Genomic DNA, 16,398 nt, shown 5'->3' with positions numbered 1-16,398 from the left:
GGCACCCACCCTACGCCCTGAAATCGGGCGGACAAGGTCACTCCGGGTCGGGCGTGACGCCCGTCAACTCGGCGGTGAGATTCCACAACTCGGTGGCCGTCGCCTCGTCCGTCGCCGCAGCCAGTGGACGCACCGTGCCGGGGTGGCCGCGCGTCTGGGCGAGGCCGGTCGGGCCGATGTAGTCGCCGCCGCGCACGCCCGGTGCCGTGGCGGCGTAGAGCTGGGGAAGGGTGCCCATCCGGGTGTTCTGTGCCAGCACCACGCCGCCGATCCTGCCGCCGACGTCCATGACGGTTCGCAGCACGCTGTTGCGCTGCGAACGTGCCATCGCGCCGGCCAGGTCGGTGTCGGTGTAGCCGGGGTGGGCTCCGAGGCTCAGCACGTCGTCGCCCGCCGCCCGGAGCCGACGGCTCAGTTCCAGTGCGAACATCTGGTTGGCGAGTTTGGACTGGCCGTAGGCCGCCACCGGGTTGTAGCGGCGGCGCTCGAAGTTCGGATCGCCGGTGTCGATGCGGCCCGCGCGGGCGGCCAGGCTCGACACCGTGACCACGCGCGCGCCGGGCCGGGTCCGCAGCGCGGGCATGAGCAGCCAGGTCAGCGCCGCGTGCCCGAGGTGGTTGGTACCGAACTGCAGCTCGAACGCGTCGCGGGTCGTCTCGTGCGGTGGTGCCATCAGGCCGGCGTTGTTGATCAGCACGTCGAGCCCGTCGCCGGTGCGGTCCCGCACGTCGTCGGCGGCGCGGCGCACCGAAGCCAGATCGGCGAGGTCGAGGCTGACCAGTGCGGGCTCGGCGGCTGCCTGCTCGGCAACCCTCGCGAGCGCGCGCCGGCCGCGTTCGGCGGAGCGGCAGGCCAGCAGCACCGTGGCGCCGCGGGCGGCCAGCACCTCGGCGGTGCGCAGTCCCAGTCCGGAGTTCGCTCCGGTCACCAGCACCGTCCGCCCCGTCTGGTCGGGGATGTCCGCCTCGGTCCACCTGTCCGCCGTGCGTGTCATGGCGGACAACCTACGCCGATTGGCTGTGCGCCAACAACGCGTTCGTCCTGAGGTACGGGTGGTGCGGCTCAGCCGGTCGGGGCGAGCTTGCGGAGCAGCTGGCCGACCGGGTTCCGCCGCGGCGCGGTGAGTCCGCCTGCCGTGCGGGCCCGCATGAGCGCCACGAGGGCGTTGCCTGCCTGCGTGATCTCCTCGTCCGGCTCGCCGGGCTCCGCGACGCCCGCGGTGAGGGCGAGCATCCGCAACTCGGCCTCGTGCGCGCGACGCAGGTCCGGGTGGTCGTCGACGTGGGCGTCGAGTACGGCGCGGAGCGTCGGGTTGTCGGCGACCGTCCTGCGCCACGCGCGCGAGACGGCGTCGAGGTGGTCCTGTTCGCCACCGCCGGGCACGCCTGCGGTGTCCTCCGGCCCGCCGACCTCGGCGCGCAGCCTGCCGCCGAGGGTTTGCTGCCAGCGGTAGTGCATGGCCAGCAGCAGGTTCTCGGGCGTGCCGAACAGGTCGGCCGCACCGGGGATCTCGTCGAACGGCAGCGGCCCGTCGGGGTCACGTCGTGCGTGGCGCAGGACCGCGTCGATGACGTCGCGCCGCCGGTAGTAGTCGTTCCAGCTCATGAGGTCCCCCTGCTGCGTGTGTCACGCGGGTGTGTTCCGGGAAAACGGTCCTACCGCGGGTTTGCGGCATACCGTGGGTATGGAGCTGACACGACCGAACATACCACCGGTATGGACGGCGGAAACCCGAGTAGAGTTGTGAGCGTGGTGACAATGCGGTCCAGGCGTGAGGACTATTCGGAATCGACCAGATCTGCGCTGGTCAGAAGTGCCGTCCGGCTGTTCACGGAACGTGGTTACGCGGGCACGTCGCTCGACGAGATCGCGAAGCGGGCACGCGTCACCAAAGGTGCGCTGTACCACCATTTCAGCGGAAAGCAGGCCGTGTTCGAGGCGGCTTTCGACGAGGTCGAGGCCGAGGTCAAAGGTCGCCTGGAGAAGATCCTGACGGGCTCGCAGCCGCCGTGGGAGCGCGCGCTGGCCGGGTTGCGCGAGTTCATCGGCAGCTGTCTCGACCCCGCCTACCAGCGGATCGCGCTGCAGGAGGCGCCGGTGGTCATGGGCTGGGCGCGCTGGCGCGAGGCCGAGGACCGCTACAGCTTCGGGCTCATCAAACAGGCACTGCAGGACCTCATCGACGCCGGCGAGGTGCTGGCCGTTCCCGTCGAGGTGACGTCGCGGTTGCTGTTCGGCGCGCTGTGCAGTGCCGCCACCGAGATCGCCCATGCCACCGACCAGCGCAAGGTCGGCGAGGAGATCGAGGACGTCGTCGTGCGGCTGCTGAACCAGGTCCGCAGCGCGGCGCCGGGCACGTAGTCGTCGCGGCCGCGGTCCGGACGAGACTCCGAGCCCAGACGTCACCGGTCCGGGTGCGGCTCGCGCGGGGCAGTGGGCGCGCTTCGTCGCGCGATTAGTCTGTGCATTGTGGAACTCAGGATCTTCACCGAACCTCAGCAAGGCGCCGACTACGAGGACCTGCTGCGCGTCGCGAAAGCCACGGAGGCGGGTGGCTTCGGCGCGTTCTTCCGGTCCGACCACTATCTGAAGATGGGCGACGCGTCGGGGCTTCCCGGACCCACGGACGCGTGGCTGACGCTCGCGGGGCTGGCCCGCGAGACCTCGACGATCCGGCTCGGCACGCTCGTCACGGCGGCGACGTTCCGACACCCGTCCGTGCTGGCTATCTCGGTCGCACAGGCCGACCGCATGTCCGGCGGCCGCATCGAGTTCGGCTTCGGCTCCGGCTGGTACGTCGACGAGCACACCGCTTACGGGATCGACCTGCCGGCCACGAAGGAGCTGTTCGACCGCTACACCGAACAGCTCGCCGTCATCACCGGCCTGTGGGACACGCCCGAGGGCGAGACGTTCTCCTTCTCCGGTGAGCACTACACGCTCGACGGCGCGCCCGGGCTGCCCAAGCCCGCCCAGCGTCCGCACCCGCCGGTGATCCTCGGCGGTGGCGGCAAGAAGCGCACCCCCGCACTGGCCGCGCAGTACGCCGACGAGTTCAACATCCCCTTCAAGGACGCCGACTCGGCGCTCGCGCAGTTCGAGCGCGTCGACGCCGCCGCGAAGGAGATCGGCCGCACCACGCCGATCCGGCGATCGGCCGCACTCGTCGCCGCCGTCGGCAGGGACGACGCCGAGATCTCCCGCCGCGCCGACGCCATCGGCCGCGAGGTCGCCGAGCTCAAGGAGAACGGTCTCGCCGGAACTCCCGCCGAGGTCGTCGACAAGATCGGCACGTGGCGGGAGAAGACGGGCGTCGAGCGGCTGTACCTGCAGGTGCTCGACCTGTCCGATCTCGACCACCTGGAGCTCATCGCCTCCGAGGTCGCCCGCCAGCTCGACTGACCGGCACTGCTCCCAAGGGCCCCATAGTCGCGTTCAACGCGACTATGGGGCCCTTGGGAGCATCAGGACGGTGCAGTCCCTCCGAAGGGGCCCGACGGGCGATTCAGTTCTGCAGGGCGAACGTGACGCCAGGGGCGGAGGGCTCCTGGCGTGGAATCCAGCGATCGGTCACCGGCAGTTCGCCGTCCAGTGCGGCCAGCACGGCCTCCCGCGCAAGCGGCAGCGCCTCGGACACCGGCACATCGCGCCCGAGCTCGGCCGACAGCGACGTCGTGCCCGCGTCGCTGATACCGCACGGCACGATCCGGTCGAAGGCGCTGAGGTCGGCGTTGCAGTTGAGTTCGAAGCCGTGCATCGTCACGCCTCGCTGCACTCGGATGCCGATCGCGGCGATCTTGCGTTCGGGTCCGCGGTCGTCGGCGGGAAGCCACACGCCGCTGCGGCCGTCGACCCGGCCCGCGTGCACACCGAACCGGTCGCACACGTCGATGAGCGCCTGTTCGATGCGCCGCACGTACTGCACGACGTCGATCGGATCGGCCAGTTTCACCAGCGGATAGCCGACCAGCTGGCCAGGCCCGTGCCAGGTGATGCGCCCGCCGCGGTCGACGTCGATCACCGGCGTGCCGTCGGCGGGCCGGTCCTCCGGCTGGGTGCGCTTGCCCGCCGTGTACACGGACGGATGTTCGAGCAGCAGCATGGTGTCGGGCCGCGTCTCGTCGGCGCGCGCCTCGGCGTACTCGCGCTGCAACTCCCACGCCTCGAGATAGTCGATCGTGCCGATCTCGCGGACGTCGACGGATGCGGAGGAGGCGCGGCAGGACAGGTTCGCGTTCGCAGTCACGGCGCCGACTCTACTCCCGCCCGTCGCCTCGGCAGGGGGATGAGCCGCAGCGCCGCTGCGGTCGCCAGGCCCGCGCCGGTGACCCCCAGCACCGCGCCGACGGTGTCGGTCAACCAATGGACGTCGAGGACCACGCGGCTCGCCGCGCACAACGCCGTCGCACTCACCGCCGCGGCGAGGGCCGTGTGCCACAACCGGGGCGCCAACCATCCGACGAGCAGCACCGCGGCGAAGCACGTGGCCGCCACCGACGTGACGTGACCGCTGGGGAAGGCGAAATCCGGATACTCACGGGGCCGGTCGCGGGCGAACAACGGCTTCGCCACGGCACTGGTCGCCCGGCACACGACCAGCACGAGCAGCACCCTGCCCAGCAGCCGTGCGCGGTGCGGCCTGCGGCGCCGATCGGCGAACGCGGCGACGGCCAGGCCGACGGCGGCCAGGACGGGCAGCACCGGACCGAGTACCCAGCTCGTGATCTCGGCGGCCCGGCCCGCGGGCCCGCGCCACACGTCGTGCAGCCGGTCGCTGACGAGCACGTCGAGATCGGTGCCGTTCCTCGCGAGCAGGCCGAGGACCACGAACGCCAGGAGCAACGTCGCGGAGACGAGGAGCACGCCGCGCGGTCGTGCGCGCACTGGTTCGGACGCGTGGTCAGACGGCTGTTCGGACACGTCGTCAGACGACGGCCGCGAGTGCATCGTCGATCCGCGGGTGCGTGAACGCGAAGCCCGCACGGGACAGGCGGGTGGGCACCGCACGCGGGCCGGACAACAACATCTCGTCGGCCGCCTCGCCAAGCAGGACCCGCAGCGGTAGGCGCGGTGCCCGCCACGGGGCCGGACGGTGCAGTGCCCGCCCGAGTGCGCGGGTGAACTCGGCGTTGGTGACCGGGACGGGCGCCGTGAGGTTGACCGGACCCGAGAGGTCGCCGCCGCGCAGCAGCAGTTCCGTCGCGGCGAGGTGGTCGTCGAGTCCGATCCACGGGAAGTACTGCCTGCCGTTGCCCAAGCGCCCGCCGAGGCCCGCGCGGAACAGGACCTTCAGCGGCCCCAGGATTCCACCGCTGGGTGAGAGCACCGGTGCGGTGCGCAGCAGGACCACGCGCGCCCCCGCGCGTTGCGCGGCGCCGGTCGCGGCCTCCCACGCGGTGCACAGGTCGGCCAGGAATCCGGTGCCGGGCGCGGCGGTCTCGTCGACCTCGCGCTCACCGGTGTCGCCGTAGACGTTGATCCCGGACGCGTTGAGCAGCACGGGAACGCCGTGCCGCGCGACGGCCTCGGAGAGCACCTCGGTCGGTTCGAGACGGCTGTCGACGATGTGCTGCTTCCGCGCGCCGCTCCACCGTCCGGAAGCCAGCGGGGCGCCGCACAGGTTCACCACGGCGTCGAGACCGTCGAACGCATCGTCGTCGATGTGCCCGGCGGGCGGGTCCCAGCCGCGTTCGTCGGCGGCTTCGGGCCGGCGCCGGACCAGGCGCACGACGTCGTGACCGGCCGTGCGCAACCTGGACACCAGCGCACCGCCGAGCAGTCCGCTGGAACCGGCGACCAGAACTCGCATGCCGCTCACCTTAACGGTGGGCGCGGGAGACGGGGCCGTGTCGGCGCGTGCCCGTCGTGGCCGAGGTGGGCGGCCGCAGGGCCGGGACGGCCAGGGGAGTCGCTGCGGCCAGGGGAGTCGCTACGTCAGGCCGGCGCGATCCAGGGCGTCGGCGAGGAAATCGGCCCACGGCTCCATGTCGTCGGGATACAGCTGCCCCGCACGCCACGTCACGGCGTCGTTGCCGGTGACGAGGAGATGGGCGGCGTGTTTGGTGCTGAGGAGGTAGGCGCGGACCTCCTTGTTGAGCACCGTCGCGGTGAATCCGTCGTCCTCGGAACGGACGGCGTATCGCCGGTCGAAGTCGGCGTCTCCGGTGGTGTTACCGACACCGGCCCGCACCGCGAGCCGCCCGAGCGTGCCCCGAGGCCCGACTTCCAGGGTCGGTGCCTTCTGGGCGAGGGTGAACGCGACGACCTGCCAGTGTTCGCGTCCCGGTGCGTCTTCTGATTCTCCCGCCACCGCACGGCGAAATACGCTGCGACGACGACCGCCGCGAGCACATACCAAATCCAATGCGGCATCGACTCCGCCCTCCGCCCCTCGTTTTCGACACGTACGCCCTGGACAAGCAAGGCGCCCGGGGTATCGCGTGACGGATACCCCGGGCGCCTTGGCTGGCTTGCTCGTTACAGACCCAGCTCGCTCTCGAAGTTGCCTTCCTCGAGGCGCTGCTTGATCGTCGTGAGGAACCGGCCTGCGTCGGCGCCGTCGATCAGCCGGTGGTCGTAGGTCAACGGCAGGTACGACATGGAGCGCACGGCGATCGTGTCGTTGCCCTCCTCGTCGGCCACCACGACCGGCCGCTTGACGACGGCACCGGTGCCGAGCATGCCCGACTGCGGCTGCACGATGATCGGCGTGTCGAACAGGGCACCGTTGCTGCCGATGTTCGTGATCGTGAACGTGCCGCCGGTCAGCTCGTCCGGCTTGATCTTGTTGCTGCGCGCCCGCTCGGCCAGGTCCGCGATGCGGTGGGCCAGACCGGACAGGCTCAGCTCACCCGCGTCGTGGATGACCACCGACAGCAGGCCACGCTCGGTGTCCACGGCGATGCCGAGGTTGATCGAGCCGTGGTAGGTGATCTCCTTCGTCTCCTCGTTGTAGGAGGCGTTGACGTTCGGGTGCTGCTTCAGCGCCTCGACCGTGGCCTTGGCGAAGAACGGCAGGAACGTCAGGTTCACACCTTCGCGCTCGCGGAAGGCCGCCTTCGCGCGCTGGCGCAGCTTGGCGATCTTCGTGACGTCGACCTCGTGCACCTGCGTGAGCTGCGCCGAGACCTGCAGCGACTCCTTGGTCTTCTCCGCCGTGATCTGGCGGATCCGGTTGGCCTTCTGCACGGTGCCGCGCAGCGCCGCCTTCTCCGCGTCCGACACCGGGCCCGGAGTGGACGCCGACGCGGGAGCCGACGCGGGGGCCGACTGCTGCTGTGCCGGTGCCTGCGCGGCGGGCGCCTGCTGCTTGGCGTCGACCGCGGCGAGCACGTCCTGCTTGCGGATGCGGCCGCCCACACCCGAGCCGGTCAGCGTCGAGAGGTCGATGCCGTGCTCGGCGGCCAGCTTGCGCACCAGCGGCGTGACGTACGGCGTGCTGTCGCCCGAACCGGACTGGGCCGGAGCCTGCTGGGCAGGAGCCTGCTGTGCCGGAGCCGACTGGGCAGGCGTCTGCTGCTGCGCCGGCTGCTGGGCGGGCGGCTGCTCGACCGGGGCCTGCTGAGCGGGCTGGGCGGGAGCAGCGGGGGCCGCCTGTGTGGGCGCGGGCTCAGGCTCGGGCTCAGGGGTCGGCTCCGGCGCCGGCTGCTGGGCGGGCGCGGACGGTGCCGCGTCGGCCGACCCGATCACCGCGAGCTGGCCACCGACCTCGACGGTCTCGTCCTCGCCAGCGGTGATCTCGAGCAGCGTGCCCGCGACTGGGGAGGGCACCTCGGTGTCGACCTTGTCGGTGCTGATCTCCAGCAGCGGCTCGTCGACCTCGACCGAGTCGCCGACCTGCTTGAGCCACCGGGTGACGGTGCCCTCCGTGACGCTCTCGCCCAGCTCGGGCAGGGTCACCGGGCTCCCGGAGGCGGAACCGCCGGACTGTGCGGACGGGGCCGGTTCGGCGGCGGGCGCCGGGGCGGACTCGGCCGGGGCCTGCTGCTCGGCGGGTGCCGACTCGGCGGGGGCGCTCTCGGTGCTCTCGGCAGGTGCGGCGGGTGCGGCCTCGCCGCCGCCCGAACCGTCGTCGATCAGCGCCAGCTCACCGCCGACCTCGACGGTGTCGTCCTCCTTGGCGATGATCTTCTGGACCGTGCCCGCCACGGGGGAGGGCACCTCGGTGTCGACCTTGTCGGTGCTGATCTCCAGCAGCGGCTCGTCGACCTCGATCGACTCGCCCTCCTGCTTGAGCCACCGGGTGACGGTGCCCTCCGTGACGCTTTCCCCGAGCTCCGGCAATGTGACGGAGTACGCCATCGCTTCCTGACTCCCTTGGTTCGTTGTCGATGTTGGTCTGGTGCGAGGCGTCAGCCGTGGACGTGCAACGGCTTGCCCGCGAGCGCGAGGTGTGCCTCGCCGAGCGCCTCGGATTGGGTCGGGTGGGCGTGGATCAGCGGTGCGACGTCCTCGGGGAAAGCCTCCCAGCTGTAGATCAGCTGTGCTTCGCCGATGAGTTCACCGACGCGGTCGCCCACGAGGTGCAGACCGACGACCGGTCCGTCCGGAGCCTTGACCAGCTTCACGGCTCCGGAGGTCTTGAGGATCTGGCTCTTGCCGTTGCCGCCGAGGTCGTAGGTGAAGGTCTGGACCTCCGCACCGTAGGTCTCCTTGGCCGCGGCCTCGGTGAGACCGACGGAGGCGACCTCGGGGTGCGAGTAGGTCACGCGCGGAATGCCCGCCTCGTCGATCGGCGAGGGGTTCAGACCGGCGATCTCCTCGGCGACGAACACACCTTGCTGGAAGCCGCGGTGGGCCAGCTGCAGACCGGGGACGATGTCGCCGACCGCGTACACGTTCGGCTGGTTCGTGCGCAGCCGCTCGTCGGTGACGACGAAGCCGCGGTCGAGCTGGATGCCCGCTTCCTCGTAGCCGTGGCCCGCGGTGTTGGGGCCGCGGCCGACGGCGACCAGGAGGACGTCGCCCTCGAGCGTCTCGCCCGATTCGAGCGTCACGGTGACACCCGAGTCGTCCTGCTTGGCCTCGGTGAACTTCACGCCCGTCTTGTAGCCGATCTTGCGGCGGCGGAACGCGCGCTCGATCTGCTTGGAGGCGAACTCGTCCTCGTTCGGAACGAGGCGGGGCAGTGCCTCGACGATCGTCACGTCCGTGCCGAACGAGGCCCACACGCTGGCGAACTCGACACCGATGACACCGCCGCCGAGGACGATGGCCTTCTTCGGCACGTAGTCGAGCTTGAGCGCGTCCTCGCTGGCGATGATGCGCCCGCCGAGCTCGAGGCCCGGCAGCGTCTTCGAGTACGAACCGGTGGCCAGGATGACGTTCTTGCCGGTGTAGCGGGTGCCGTCGACGTCGACCGACGTGCCGCCCACGTACGTTCCGGTGCCCTCGACGAAGTTCACCTTGTGGGCCTTCGCCAACCCCTGGAGGCCCTTGTACAGGCGGGTCACGATCCCGTCCTTGTACTTGTGGACCCCCGCCATGTCGACGCCCTCGAGCGTCGTCTTCACGCCGAACTGCTCGCCGTCGCGGGCCGAATCGGCGACCTCGGCGGCGTGCAGCAGCGCCTTGGTCGGAATGCACCCTCGATGCAAGCAGGTGCCGCCCAGCTTGTCCTTCTCGATCAGCGTGACGGACAGTCCCAGCTCGGCGGCTCGGAAGGCTGCCGCGTAACCGCCGGATCCGCCACCCAGGATCACCAGGTCGGCTTCAGCGTCGCTCACTTGTCCAACTCCCTCGCGAAGATCTCCTCGGGCACCCGGTCGACCCTGTGAACACTACGCGGCGCTGTGGTGCCCCGGATGTCCACGCGGCCTCCAAGAGGGTGTCTGTGGTGTACGCACGCGCACGCGCGCGCGGTTGTCATGCCTCATCTTGTCACTTCACGTCGATGGCATGCGAAGCGTGGTGGCAGAGGCCGTCCCGCCCACTCCGGAAATAAGGGACAATGATCGTCGGAGGCGACCGTGAGGGTCGTCCACGGCGAGTGGACGACGGTCCTTCCGGAGGCACGGTGAAGAGGTGATCGACGTGGGGCTGTTCGACCGGCTGCGAGGCAAGCGCGGCGGTGGGAAACAGCGGCCCGGCACGCTGCGCGGCGCCACCGACGCCGACACGAGCCACCTCGACACGTGGGCGGCCAGCCGCCGCGGGGTCGAGGCGTACGTGGAACCCAGGACGAACGTCACCGAGACGACGGTCGTGCTGGTCGCCCACGACGGTGAGTGGACGCGCAGGCGAATCGGCAGTCTGGGGCAGGCACAGGACTTCGGCCGCAAGCGGTCGATCCCGGTGTACGAGGTCAAGCGCACCGGATATCCGCAGCGCATGAGGGATTACACCCAACGTCAGCGCATTCTGGAGAAGCGCAGGCGCCAGGACGAACAGGCCTGAGCACCGGTCAGCGTTCGCCGGGCTCGCCGAGATCGGAGATGCGGGCCTCGCTGGCCTCCAGGAGCCGGAGGTGCTCCTCGAGCACCGCGCGGAAGCCGGTGTGGACGGTGCGGCCGAACAGCTCGTCGTCCTCGGTGACCTCGCCGGAGGGCCACAGCGTCAGCGACGGCGGATCGCTGATCGTGACCGTGCCCGGTTCGGCGCCCGGCGTGAGATCCGCCACGCCCAGCAGCCGCGGGAAGACCACGTCCGCCCGCAGGCCGTCGCAGGTCAGCAGGAACGCGCGGAACTCGTCGGACAGCGGAAGGCCGAGCGTCTGCTCGGCACGGTCGATGGCGGCAGGCGAAGCGGGCGGCGGCGTCGCGCCCGGCTCGCCGCGCAGGCGCATCACGGCGTCGACGAGATCGCGCCAGCTTCCCCGCGGCCGGTCCACGCGGTATCGCTGGTCGAGCGCCGCGACGAGGGCGGCGGTGTAGTTCCACGCCCAGTCGGGCTCGACCGCCAGTACGCCCGACACCAGCAGGGGAGCGACGTGCCGGCAGGCGGCCAGCGTCGCGGCGTCCGGCTTCGGGATCTCCCTGGCGATCTCCGCCCAGCGCTGCAGCGCCTCGGTGGCGGCCTCCGTGTCGCCGGTGGCCGCCGCGTGTTCGGCGTCCGCGGCCGCCGCACGTTGCCGCCGCCCGCGTGGCGGCAGGGGATCGCGCTCGGCCAGGACCTTCTCGTGGGCCTGCTGCTCGGCGTCGAGGTCGAGCGGGGTCAACTCCTCTGCCCAGTCCGGCTGCGGGTCGCGGGCGGCCAGCAGCATGGCCCAGGCGCGGGCCGTGACGGCGGTGGCGGCGAGCCGGTCGGCGGACCGTCCGGTCGCCGCCACCCAATGCCGCACGAGGCGGTCGGAGTCGTCGAGAGCGCCCGCGCACGCGAGCAGGAGCGCCTCGTGGGTGACGGTGGCGTCGACGGCCTCGTCGGTCCCGGTGAGCAGGGTGCGCACGGCACCTTCGGGATGCTCCCGGGTACCCGACGTCACCGACACCACCTCACGTGCGTTGCAGACTCACCGACGCTGCGGGGTCAGCCGTTGTCTGCGATGTCGGCGAGCACGGCGGCGATGGTCCGGACCGGAACGCCCGTGCCGCCCTTGCCGGTGTAGCCCCACGGCGAAGCGGTGTTGTACGAGGGGCCCGCGATGTCGATGTGCGCCCAGGCCACGTCCTCCGGGACGAACTCGCGCAGGAAGATGCCCGCCGCGAGCATGCCGCCCCAGCGCGATCCCGTCACGTTGGCCAGATCGGCCAGCTTGGAGTCCAGTTCGGACCGGAGCTCCTCCGGCAGCGGCATCGGCCAGGCGTTCTCGCCGGTGGCCTGGCCCAGCTCGGCGACGCGGTCGCGGAACTCGTCCGAACCCATGACGCCGGCCGTGCGGTTGCCGAGCGCGACGACCTGCGCACCGGTGAGGGTGGAGGTCTCGATCAGGTAGTCCGGGTCGTCCTCACCGGCACGCACGATCGCGTCGGCGAGCACGAGACGGCCTTCGGCGTCGGTGTTGAGCACCTCGACGGTCTTGCCGCCGTACATGGTGAGCACGTCGCCCGGCCGGTAGGCGCTGCCCGACGGCATGTTCTCCGCGAGCGGGATGTAGGCGGTGACCTCGAGCGGGTACTTCAGCTTCGCGGCCAGCAGCACCGACGACAGCACGGCGGCGGCACCGGACATGTCCGAGGTCATGCTGTCCATGCCCGCGGCTGGCTTGAGGGAGATGCCACCGGTGTCGAACGTGATGCCCTTGCCGACCAGCGCGACCTTCTTGCGCGCCTTCGGGCCCTTGTAGGAGATGCGGACCAGCCGCGGCTGCCGCGTGGAGCCCGTGCCCACGCCGAGGATGCCGCCGAAACCCTTGCGCTTGAGCTGCTTCTCGTCGAGCACCTCGACGGCCAGGTTCTCGGCGTCGGCGAGTGTGCGGGCGCGGTCGGCGAACGAGGCGGGGAACAGGTCGTTGGGCGGGGTGTTGATGAAGTCGCGGGTCGTGCACACCGCGTCGGCGATGGCCGTGGCGGCCTTCAGCGTCGCGCGGTGCTGCTTGGCCGATCCCTCCGCGGGAGTCGCGACGTCCACAGAGGACACCGGCTTGTCACCCTTGTCGGACTTGTACTCGGTGAACGTGTACGCACCCAGCGCGATGCCCTCGACCGCGGCCTGCAGGTCCACGGCGGACAGTGTCGTCAACGCCCGCTTGGTGCCCGCGAGCGCGCGGCCCGCGGCACCCGAGGCGCGGCGCACCTGTTCGGCGGTGACCTCCGGCTTGCCCAGTCCGACCGCGAGCACGACGTCGGAAGCCAGCCTGCCGAGCGAAGGGACCTTCACGACCTCCTCGGCCGCGCCCGTGGCCCCGAGCGTGGCGAGCACGTCGGCGAGCGTGCCGCCGAACGCGGCGTCGACCGCTTCGGCTCCGGGGGCGAGCTCGAGGCCGCCCGTGCCCTGCACGGTGCCGACCACGACGGTCTGTGCGCGGGTCTTCGCCAGCGACGCCTCGGTCACCTCGGTCAGGGCAAGCTTCGGTACGGCCACGTCGGACTCCTCATCTCGGTGTTCTTCCTCGTAGGCCATGCTATTGGCGTTTCGGGAATCCGGCGGAGGTAGGGGGAATCAGCGGTGCGGATCGCACTCGGCGTGCTCGGCGGACTCGCGGTCGCGGTGGCGGGCGCGGGCTGGTGGGCGCCGGTGGGGATCGTGCTGGCCGCGGTGTTCGTGATGGCCTGCTCCGCCGTGCCGACCGAGCCCTCCGAGTCCCCCGAGTTCTCGGAGCCCTCAGAGCCCTCAGAGCCCTCAGAGCCCTCAGAGCCCCGGATGCGGGTCCTCGACGGGGTGCAGCGTGCCGCGCGGCTGGGCGTGGTGGTCTTCGCCGCCTCGACCTTCGCCGAGTACGTGGTCCCCGACCACCGCCAGGCCGCGGCGGTGCTGCTGGTGGCCGCGGTGGCGCTCGCCGACGTCGCGGGGCTGCGGCTCGATGCGTACTGGAAACGGTGGATCGGTGCCGCACTGGCGGTGGCGGGCGTGGCCTTCGTGGCGGTGTGCCTAGGCATCACCCCGGCCACGGCCCCGGCGATGCAACCGGCACCCGCGGCCGCCGACCCCGGAGCCGCTTGGGGTGTACCGCTGGCCGCCGCGGTGTTCGTGCCCGTGTTCGCCGACACGGCGCGGCGCGTGGTGATCGCGGGCGGAGCGCTGGCCGTGGTCGTGTCGGCGGCCGCCCTGTACCAGCTCGGCCCGGTGCGGCTCGGCCTGTCGCCGACGGCGCTGCGCGACGTGTTCGCCGCCGCCGACGCGCAGGCGCTGACGCCGGTGCTGGGCATCGTGGTCGCGCTGGCGTGCGTGCCGGCTGCGCTGCTGGCGTTCACCGCCGCACGCCGCGGCGCGCACCCCTCGCCCGTGATGCGCACGGTCATCCCTGCCGCCGTCGCCGCGGTGCCCGCCGCCGTGCTCAGCCCCGTCGGAGCGGTGACCGTGGCCGCGGCGCTGGCGGTCGCCGACCTGACCGCACGGACCGTGGTGACCGGGTCCACCGCGCCGCATCGCATCGGCCGGATCGCCGTCGTGACGGCCGCCGGGGTGTTGCTGGCCGGGGTGTTACTGGCCGGGGTGGTGACGGGACTGTGACCAGCGCGTGGGCCGCGGGCGACGACGTGCTGCTGACGTTCGTGCGCCCGGACGGAAGCGTCGGGCAGCGACATCCGCTGCGGGTGATCGACGACGACGGGTCGCGGCTGCTCGGTTGGCTGCCGATCGACACCCCGATCGTGGGCAGCAGACTCGCCGACGGCCGTTCGATGCGGGACGCGCCGCTGGCCGAGCGGTTCACGGTGCCGCGGGTCGCGGTCCACGACGTGTGGCGGGGCACCTCGACGCTGCGGCTCGTCGACAACGAGCGGTGGTCGTCGGTGTGGTGGTTCTTCGACCGGGACGGCACGTTCACCGGCTGGTACGTCAACCTCGAGATCCCGTGCGGCCGGGACGACCACGGACCCGTGCGGATCGACGGGGTGCTCGACGTGGTGGTCGCGCCAGACGGCTCCTGGGGCTGGAAGGACCTCGACGAGGCCGACGCCGCGGTCGAGGCGGGCAGGCTCACCGCCGAACAACGCGACCGGTTACGGGACGAAGGGGAGCGCTGCGGCGCGCTCGCCGCACGCGGCCGGTTCCCCTTCGACGGCACGTGGACCGACTTCCGGCCCGGTCCCGGCTGGCCCCCGCCGCGGATGCCGGCCGAGGTGTTGCGCGCGGTCGGTACGTGACAGTCGCGTCCGAGTCGCAGGCGCGCCCGGGCGCACACGTGCCCGCTGTGACGTGCCTGCTGTGAGGAAGAGCTGCTGTGAGGAAGAGCTTGTGAGGAAGAGCTGCTGTGAGGAATCTCAGCTCATGAGCGCGGCGAGCCCGAGCAGCACGGCCGAGGCCACCGCGGCGCCGACGAGCGACTGCGTCGGGAACCCCTCACGCGGGAACACCTTGCCGCCGTGCACGCCCGCCAGCCAGACGATGCCGAAGATGGCGCCGAAAATGCCGATGAACGCGCCGAATCCGCCGATCATCAGGTAACCGATCAGCACGACCATCCCGCCCGCGAACGTCAGCAGCGCAGCGCCGGCCAACGTCTTCAGGTCCGTCTGCAGGCCTCCCGCGGGAACGGGCTGCGTGGAGCCCTCCCGGCTCGGCGGCGGGAACGGGTTGCCCTGGTGCTGCGGGTGCATGCTCACACCGTGATGGTAGCGACCGGGTATGGCGCTGTGGGCCACTCGGGGAGATATGCTCAGCGCATGACGACGACAACCCTCTTCACCCGTATCCCCAGCACGCAGCCCGCTTCCGCGGAGCGCGTAGCGGAGGTACTGGCGAAGCCTGGGTTCGGCGTCCATTTCACCGACCACATGGTGACCGTGAAGTGGAACGCCGAGCAGGGTTGGCACGACGCCGAGGTGCGCGCCTACGAGCCGCTGACGTTCGACCCCGCCTCGCAGATCCTGCACTACGGCCAGTCGATCTTCGAGGGACTCAAGGCCTACCGGCAGCCGGACGGCACGATCGGCGCTTTCCGGCCGGAGGCGAACGCGCAGCGGTTCCGCGACTCGGCGCGGCGGCTCGCGATGCCCGAGCTGCCGGACGAGCTGTTCCTCGGGTCGATCGCCGAACTCGTCGACATCGACGAGCGGTGGGTTCCGACCCGTCAGGGCGACGCGTTGTACCTGCGTCCGTTCATGATCGCCACGGGCGAGGGGCTCGGCGTGAACAGCCCGTCCTCGGAGTACCTGTACCTGCTGATCGCCTCGCCTGCCGGGTCGTACTTCTCCGGCGGCGTGAAGCCGGTGACGGTGTGGCTGTCGACCGAGTACGTGCGGGCCGCACCCGGCGGGACCGGAGAGGCCAAGTGCGGCGGCAACTACGCGGCGGCGTTCGTGGCGCAGGCGCAGGCCGTGGAGAAGGGCTGCGACCAGGTGGTGTGGCTCGACGCCGCGGAGCGCCGCTGGGTCGAGGAGATGGGCGGGATGAACCTGTTCTTCGTCTTCGGCTCCGGGGCGGACGCGACGGTCGTGACCCCGGAACTGAGCGGTTCGCTGCTGCCCGGCGTCACCCGCAAGTCGCTGCTGCAGCTGGCCCGCGACCACGGGTACAAGGTCGAGGAGCGGCGCATCTCCACCGAGGAGTGGGAGAGCGCGGCGACGTCCGGTGAACTCACCGAGGTGTTCGCGTGCGGTACGGCGGCGGTGATCACGCCGGTCGGCCACGTGAAGCACAACGACGGCGAGTTCGCGATCGGCGGCGGCGAGCCGGGTCCGATCACGATGGAGCTCCGCGAGCACCTGGTCGGCATCCAGGAGGGCACGCGCGGCGACGACCACGGCTGGCTCCACACCTTCGGCTGACCGAACGAACTCACGCCCCGTAACCACCTTTGTGCTCCCGAGGGCCCCATAGTCGCGTTCAACGCAACCATGGGGCCCTCGGGAGCTTTGTGCG

Annotated in this window: 17 protein-coding genes; 6 read left to right on the top strand and 11 right to left on the bottom strand. The window is 71.3% G+C overall.

Features of this window, described 5'->3' with window-relative positions; all coding sequences use genetic code 11:
• Positions 1–37: 37 nt before the first annotated feature.
• Both IF64_RS0117345 and IF64_RS0117340 read right to left on the bottom strand, forming a co-directional pair.
• A complete protein-coding gene (locus IF64_RS0117345; RefSeq protein WP_030533186.1) occupies positions 38–994 on the bottom strand; it encodes an oxidoreductase in 957 nt (318 codons plus the stop codon).
• A 68-nt stretch (positions 995–1,062) separates the two neighbouring features.
• Complete coding sequence (locus IF64_RS0117340; RefSeq protein WP_030533185.1) at positions 1,063–1,605, bottom strand: hypothetical protein; 543 nt, start codon at positions 1,603–1,605, stop codon at positions 1,063–1,065.
• Positions 1,606–1,758: 153 nt separating this feature from the next.
• Between IF64_RS0117340 and IF64_RS0117335 the strand changes: the two genes are divergently transcribed.
• Both IF64_RS0117335 and IF64_RS0117330 read left to right on the top strand, forming a co-directional pair.
• Entirely contained in the window at positions 1,759–2,361 is a 603-nt protein-coding gene (locus tag IF64_RS0117335; protein WP_030533184.1) for a TetR/AcrR family transcriptional regulator, read from the top strand.
• A gap of 108 nt (positions 2,362–2,469) precedes the next feature.
• A complete protein-coding gene (locus IF64_RS0117330; RefSeq protein WP_030533183.1) occupies positions 2,470–3,402 on the top strand; it encodes an LLM class F420-dependent oxidoreductase in 933 nt (310 codons plus the stop codon).
• 103 nt (positions 3,403–3,505) lie between these two features.
• Here IF64_RS0117330 and lipB read toward each other — a convergent pair whose 3' ends face one another.
• The 6 genes from lipB to lpdA all read right to left on the bottom strand — a co-directional run bounded on the left by lipB (position 3,506) and on the right by lpdA (position 9,725).
• The gene (lipB, locus tag IF64_RS0117325; protein ID WP_030533182.1) at positions 3,506–4,246 is read right to left on the bottom strand and encodes a lipoyl(octanoyl) transferase LipB; all 741 of its coding nucleotides are present in this window, start codon (positions 4,244–4,246) and stop codon (positions 3,506–3,508) included.
• Positions 4,243–4,863: a phosphatase PAP2 family protein gene (locus IF64_RS0117320; protein WP_036877003.1), complete on the bottom strand. Its 621-nt coding sequence runs from the start codon at positions 4,861–4,863 to the stop codon at positions 4,243–4,245. The genes lipB and IF64_RS0117320 overlap by 4 nt, the downstream gene beginning before the upstream one ends.
• 61 nt (positions 4,864–4,924) lie before the next feature.
• Positions 4,925–5,809, bottom strand: a complete 885-nt coding sequence (locus tag IF64_RS0117315) for a TIGR01777 family oxidoreductase (RefSeq protein ID WP_030533180.1) — start codon at positions 5,807–5,809, stop codon at positions 4,925–4,927.
• Positions 5,810–5,929: 120 nt separating this feature from the next.
• Entirely contained in the window at positions 5,930–6,310 is a 381-nt protein-coding gene (locus IF64_RS0117310) for a hypothetical protein (RefSeq protein ID WP_030533179.1), read from the bottom strand.
• Positions 6,311–6,477: 167 nt separating this feature from the next.
• Positions 6,478–8,301 (bottom strand): 2-oxoglutarate dehydrogenase, E2 component, dihydrolipoamide succinyltransferase, encoded by a 1,824-nt coding sequence (sucB, locus tag IF64_RS0117305; RefSeq protein WP_030533178.1) that lies wholly within the window; start codon positions 8,299–8,301, stop codon positions 6,478–6,480.
• Positions 8,302–8,351: 50 nt separating this feature from the next.
• A complete protein-coding gene (gene lpdA / locus IF64_RS0117300; protein ID WP_030533177.1) occupies positions 8,352–9,725 on the bottom strand; it encodes a dihydrolipoyl dehydrogenase in 1,374 nt (457 codons plus the stop codon).
• 307 nt (positions 9,726–10,032) lie between these two features.
• Between lpdA and IF64_RS0117290 the strand changes: the two genes are divergently transcribed.
• Positions 10,033–10,395: a hypothetical protein gene (locus IF64_RS0117290; protein WP_030533176.1), complete on the top strand. Its 363-nt coding sequence runs from the start codon at positions 10,033–10,035 to the stop codon at positions 10,393–10,395.
• A 7-nt stretch (positions 10,396–10,402) separates the two neighbouring features.
• On the opposite strand, the gene IF64_RS0117285 is transcribed toward IF64_RS0117290, so the two are convergent.
• Together IF64_RS0117285 and IF64_RS0117280 are read right to left on the bottom strand one after the other, a co-directional pair.
• On the bottom strand, positions 10,403–11,419 hold the full coding sequence (locus IF64_RS0117285) for an SMI1/KNR4 family protein (RefSeq protein WP_048807673.1): 1,017 nt from the start codon (positions 11,417–11,419) through the stop codon (positions 10,403–10,405).
• Positions 11,420–11,463: 44 nt separating this feature from the next.
• Positions 11,464–12,957 carry a leucyl aminopeptidase gene (locus IF64_RS0117280; protein WP_030533174.1) on the bottom strand — a complete coding sequence of 498 codons (1,494 nt, stop codon included), beginning with the start codon at positions 12,955–12,957 and terminating at the stop codon, positions 11,464–11,466.
• An 84-nt stretch (positions 12,958–13,041) separates the two neighbouring features.
• Here IF64_RS0117280 and IF64_RS25540 point away from each other — a divergent pair, with 84 nt between their 5' ends.
• Both IF64_RS25540 and IF64_RS0117270 read left to right on the top strand, forming a co-directional pair.
• Positions 13,042–14,046: a hypothetical protein gene (locus tag IF64_RS25540; protein ID WP_051757943.1), complete on the top strand. Its 1,005-nt coding sequence runs from the start codon at positions 13,042–13,044 to the stop codon at positions 14,044–14,046.
• Positions 14,043–14,681 carry a ribonuclease FAU-1 family protein gene (locus IF64_RS0117270; protein ID WP_051757942.1) on the top strand — a complete coding sequence of 213 codons (639 nt, stop codon included), beginning with the start codon at positions 14,043–14,045 and terminating at the stop codon, positions 14,679–14,681. Before IF64_RS25540 ends, IF64_RS0117270 begins: the two co-directional genes overlap by 4 nt.
• 117 nt (positions 14,682–14,798) lie before the next feature.
• Here IF64_RS0117270 and IF64_RS25535 read toward each other — a convergent pair whose 3' ends face one another.
• Positions 14,799–15,134, bottom strand: coding sequence for a hypothetical protein (locus IF64_RS25535; protein ID WP_048807676.1), 336 nt, complete (start codon positions 15,132–15,134; stop codon positions 14,799–14,801).
• 66 nt (positions 15,135–15,200) lie between these two features.
• On the opposite strand from IF64_RS25535, the gene IF64_RS0117260 reads away from it, so the two are divergent.
• Positions 15,201–16,304, top strand: a complete 1,104-nt coding sequence (locus tag IF64_RS0117260) for a branched-chain amino acid aminotransferase (protein WP_030533170.1) — start codon at positions 15,201–15,203, stop codon at positions 16,302–16,304.
• Positions 16,305–16,398 lie beyond the last annotated feature (94 nt).

Source organism: Prauserella rugosa, from assembly GCF_000719975.1.
Taxonomy (GTDB): domain Bacteria; phylum Actinomycetota; class Actinomycetes; order Mycobacteriales; family Pseudonocardiaceae; genus Prauserella; species Prauserella rugosa.
The sequence above is the reverse complement of the archived record's forward strand: the minus strand, read 5'-3'. Positions and strand labels throughout refer to the sequence as shown.

Coding starts and splice junctions, on each gene's coding strand:
- IF64_RS0117345 (WP_030533186.1), bottom strand. CDS start 994: ATGACACGCACGGCGGACAGGTGGACCGAGGCGGACATCCCCGACCAG.
- IF64_RS0117340 (WP_030533185.1), bottom strand. CDS start 1,605: ATGAGCTGGAACGACTACTACCGGCGGCGCGACGTCATCGACGCGGTC.
- IF64_RS0117335 (WP_030533184.1), top strand. CDS start 1,759: ATGCGGTCCAGGCGTGAGGACTATTCGGAATCGACCAGATCTGCGCTG.
- IF64_RS0117315 (WP_030533180.1), bottom strand. CDS start 5,809: ATGCGAGTTCTGGTCGCCGGTTCCAGCGGACTGCTCGGCGGTGCGCTG.
- sucB (WP_030533178.1), bottom strand. CDS start 8,301: ATGGCGTACTCCGTCACATTGCCGGAGCTCGGGGAAAGCGTCACGGAG.
- IF64_RS25535 (WP_048807676.1), bottom strand. CDS start 15,134: ATGCACCCGCAGCACCAGGGCAACCCGTTCCCGCCGCCGAGCCGGGAG.
- IF64_RS0117260 (WP_030533170.1), top strand. CDS start 15,201: ATGACGACGACAACCCTCTTCACCCGTATCCCCAGCACGCAGCCCGCT.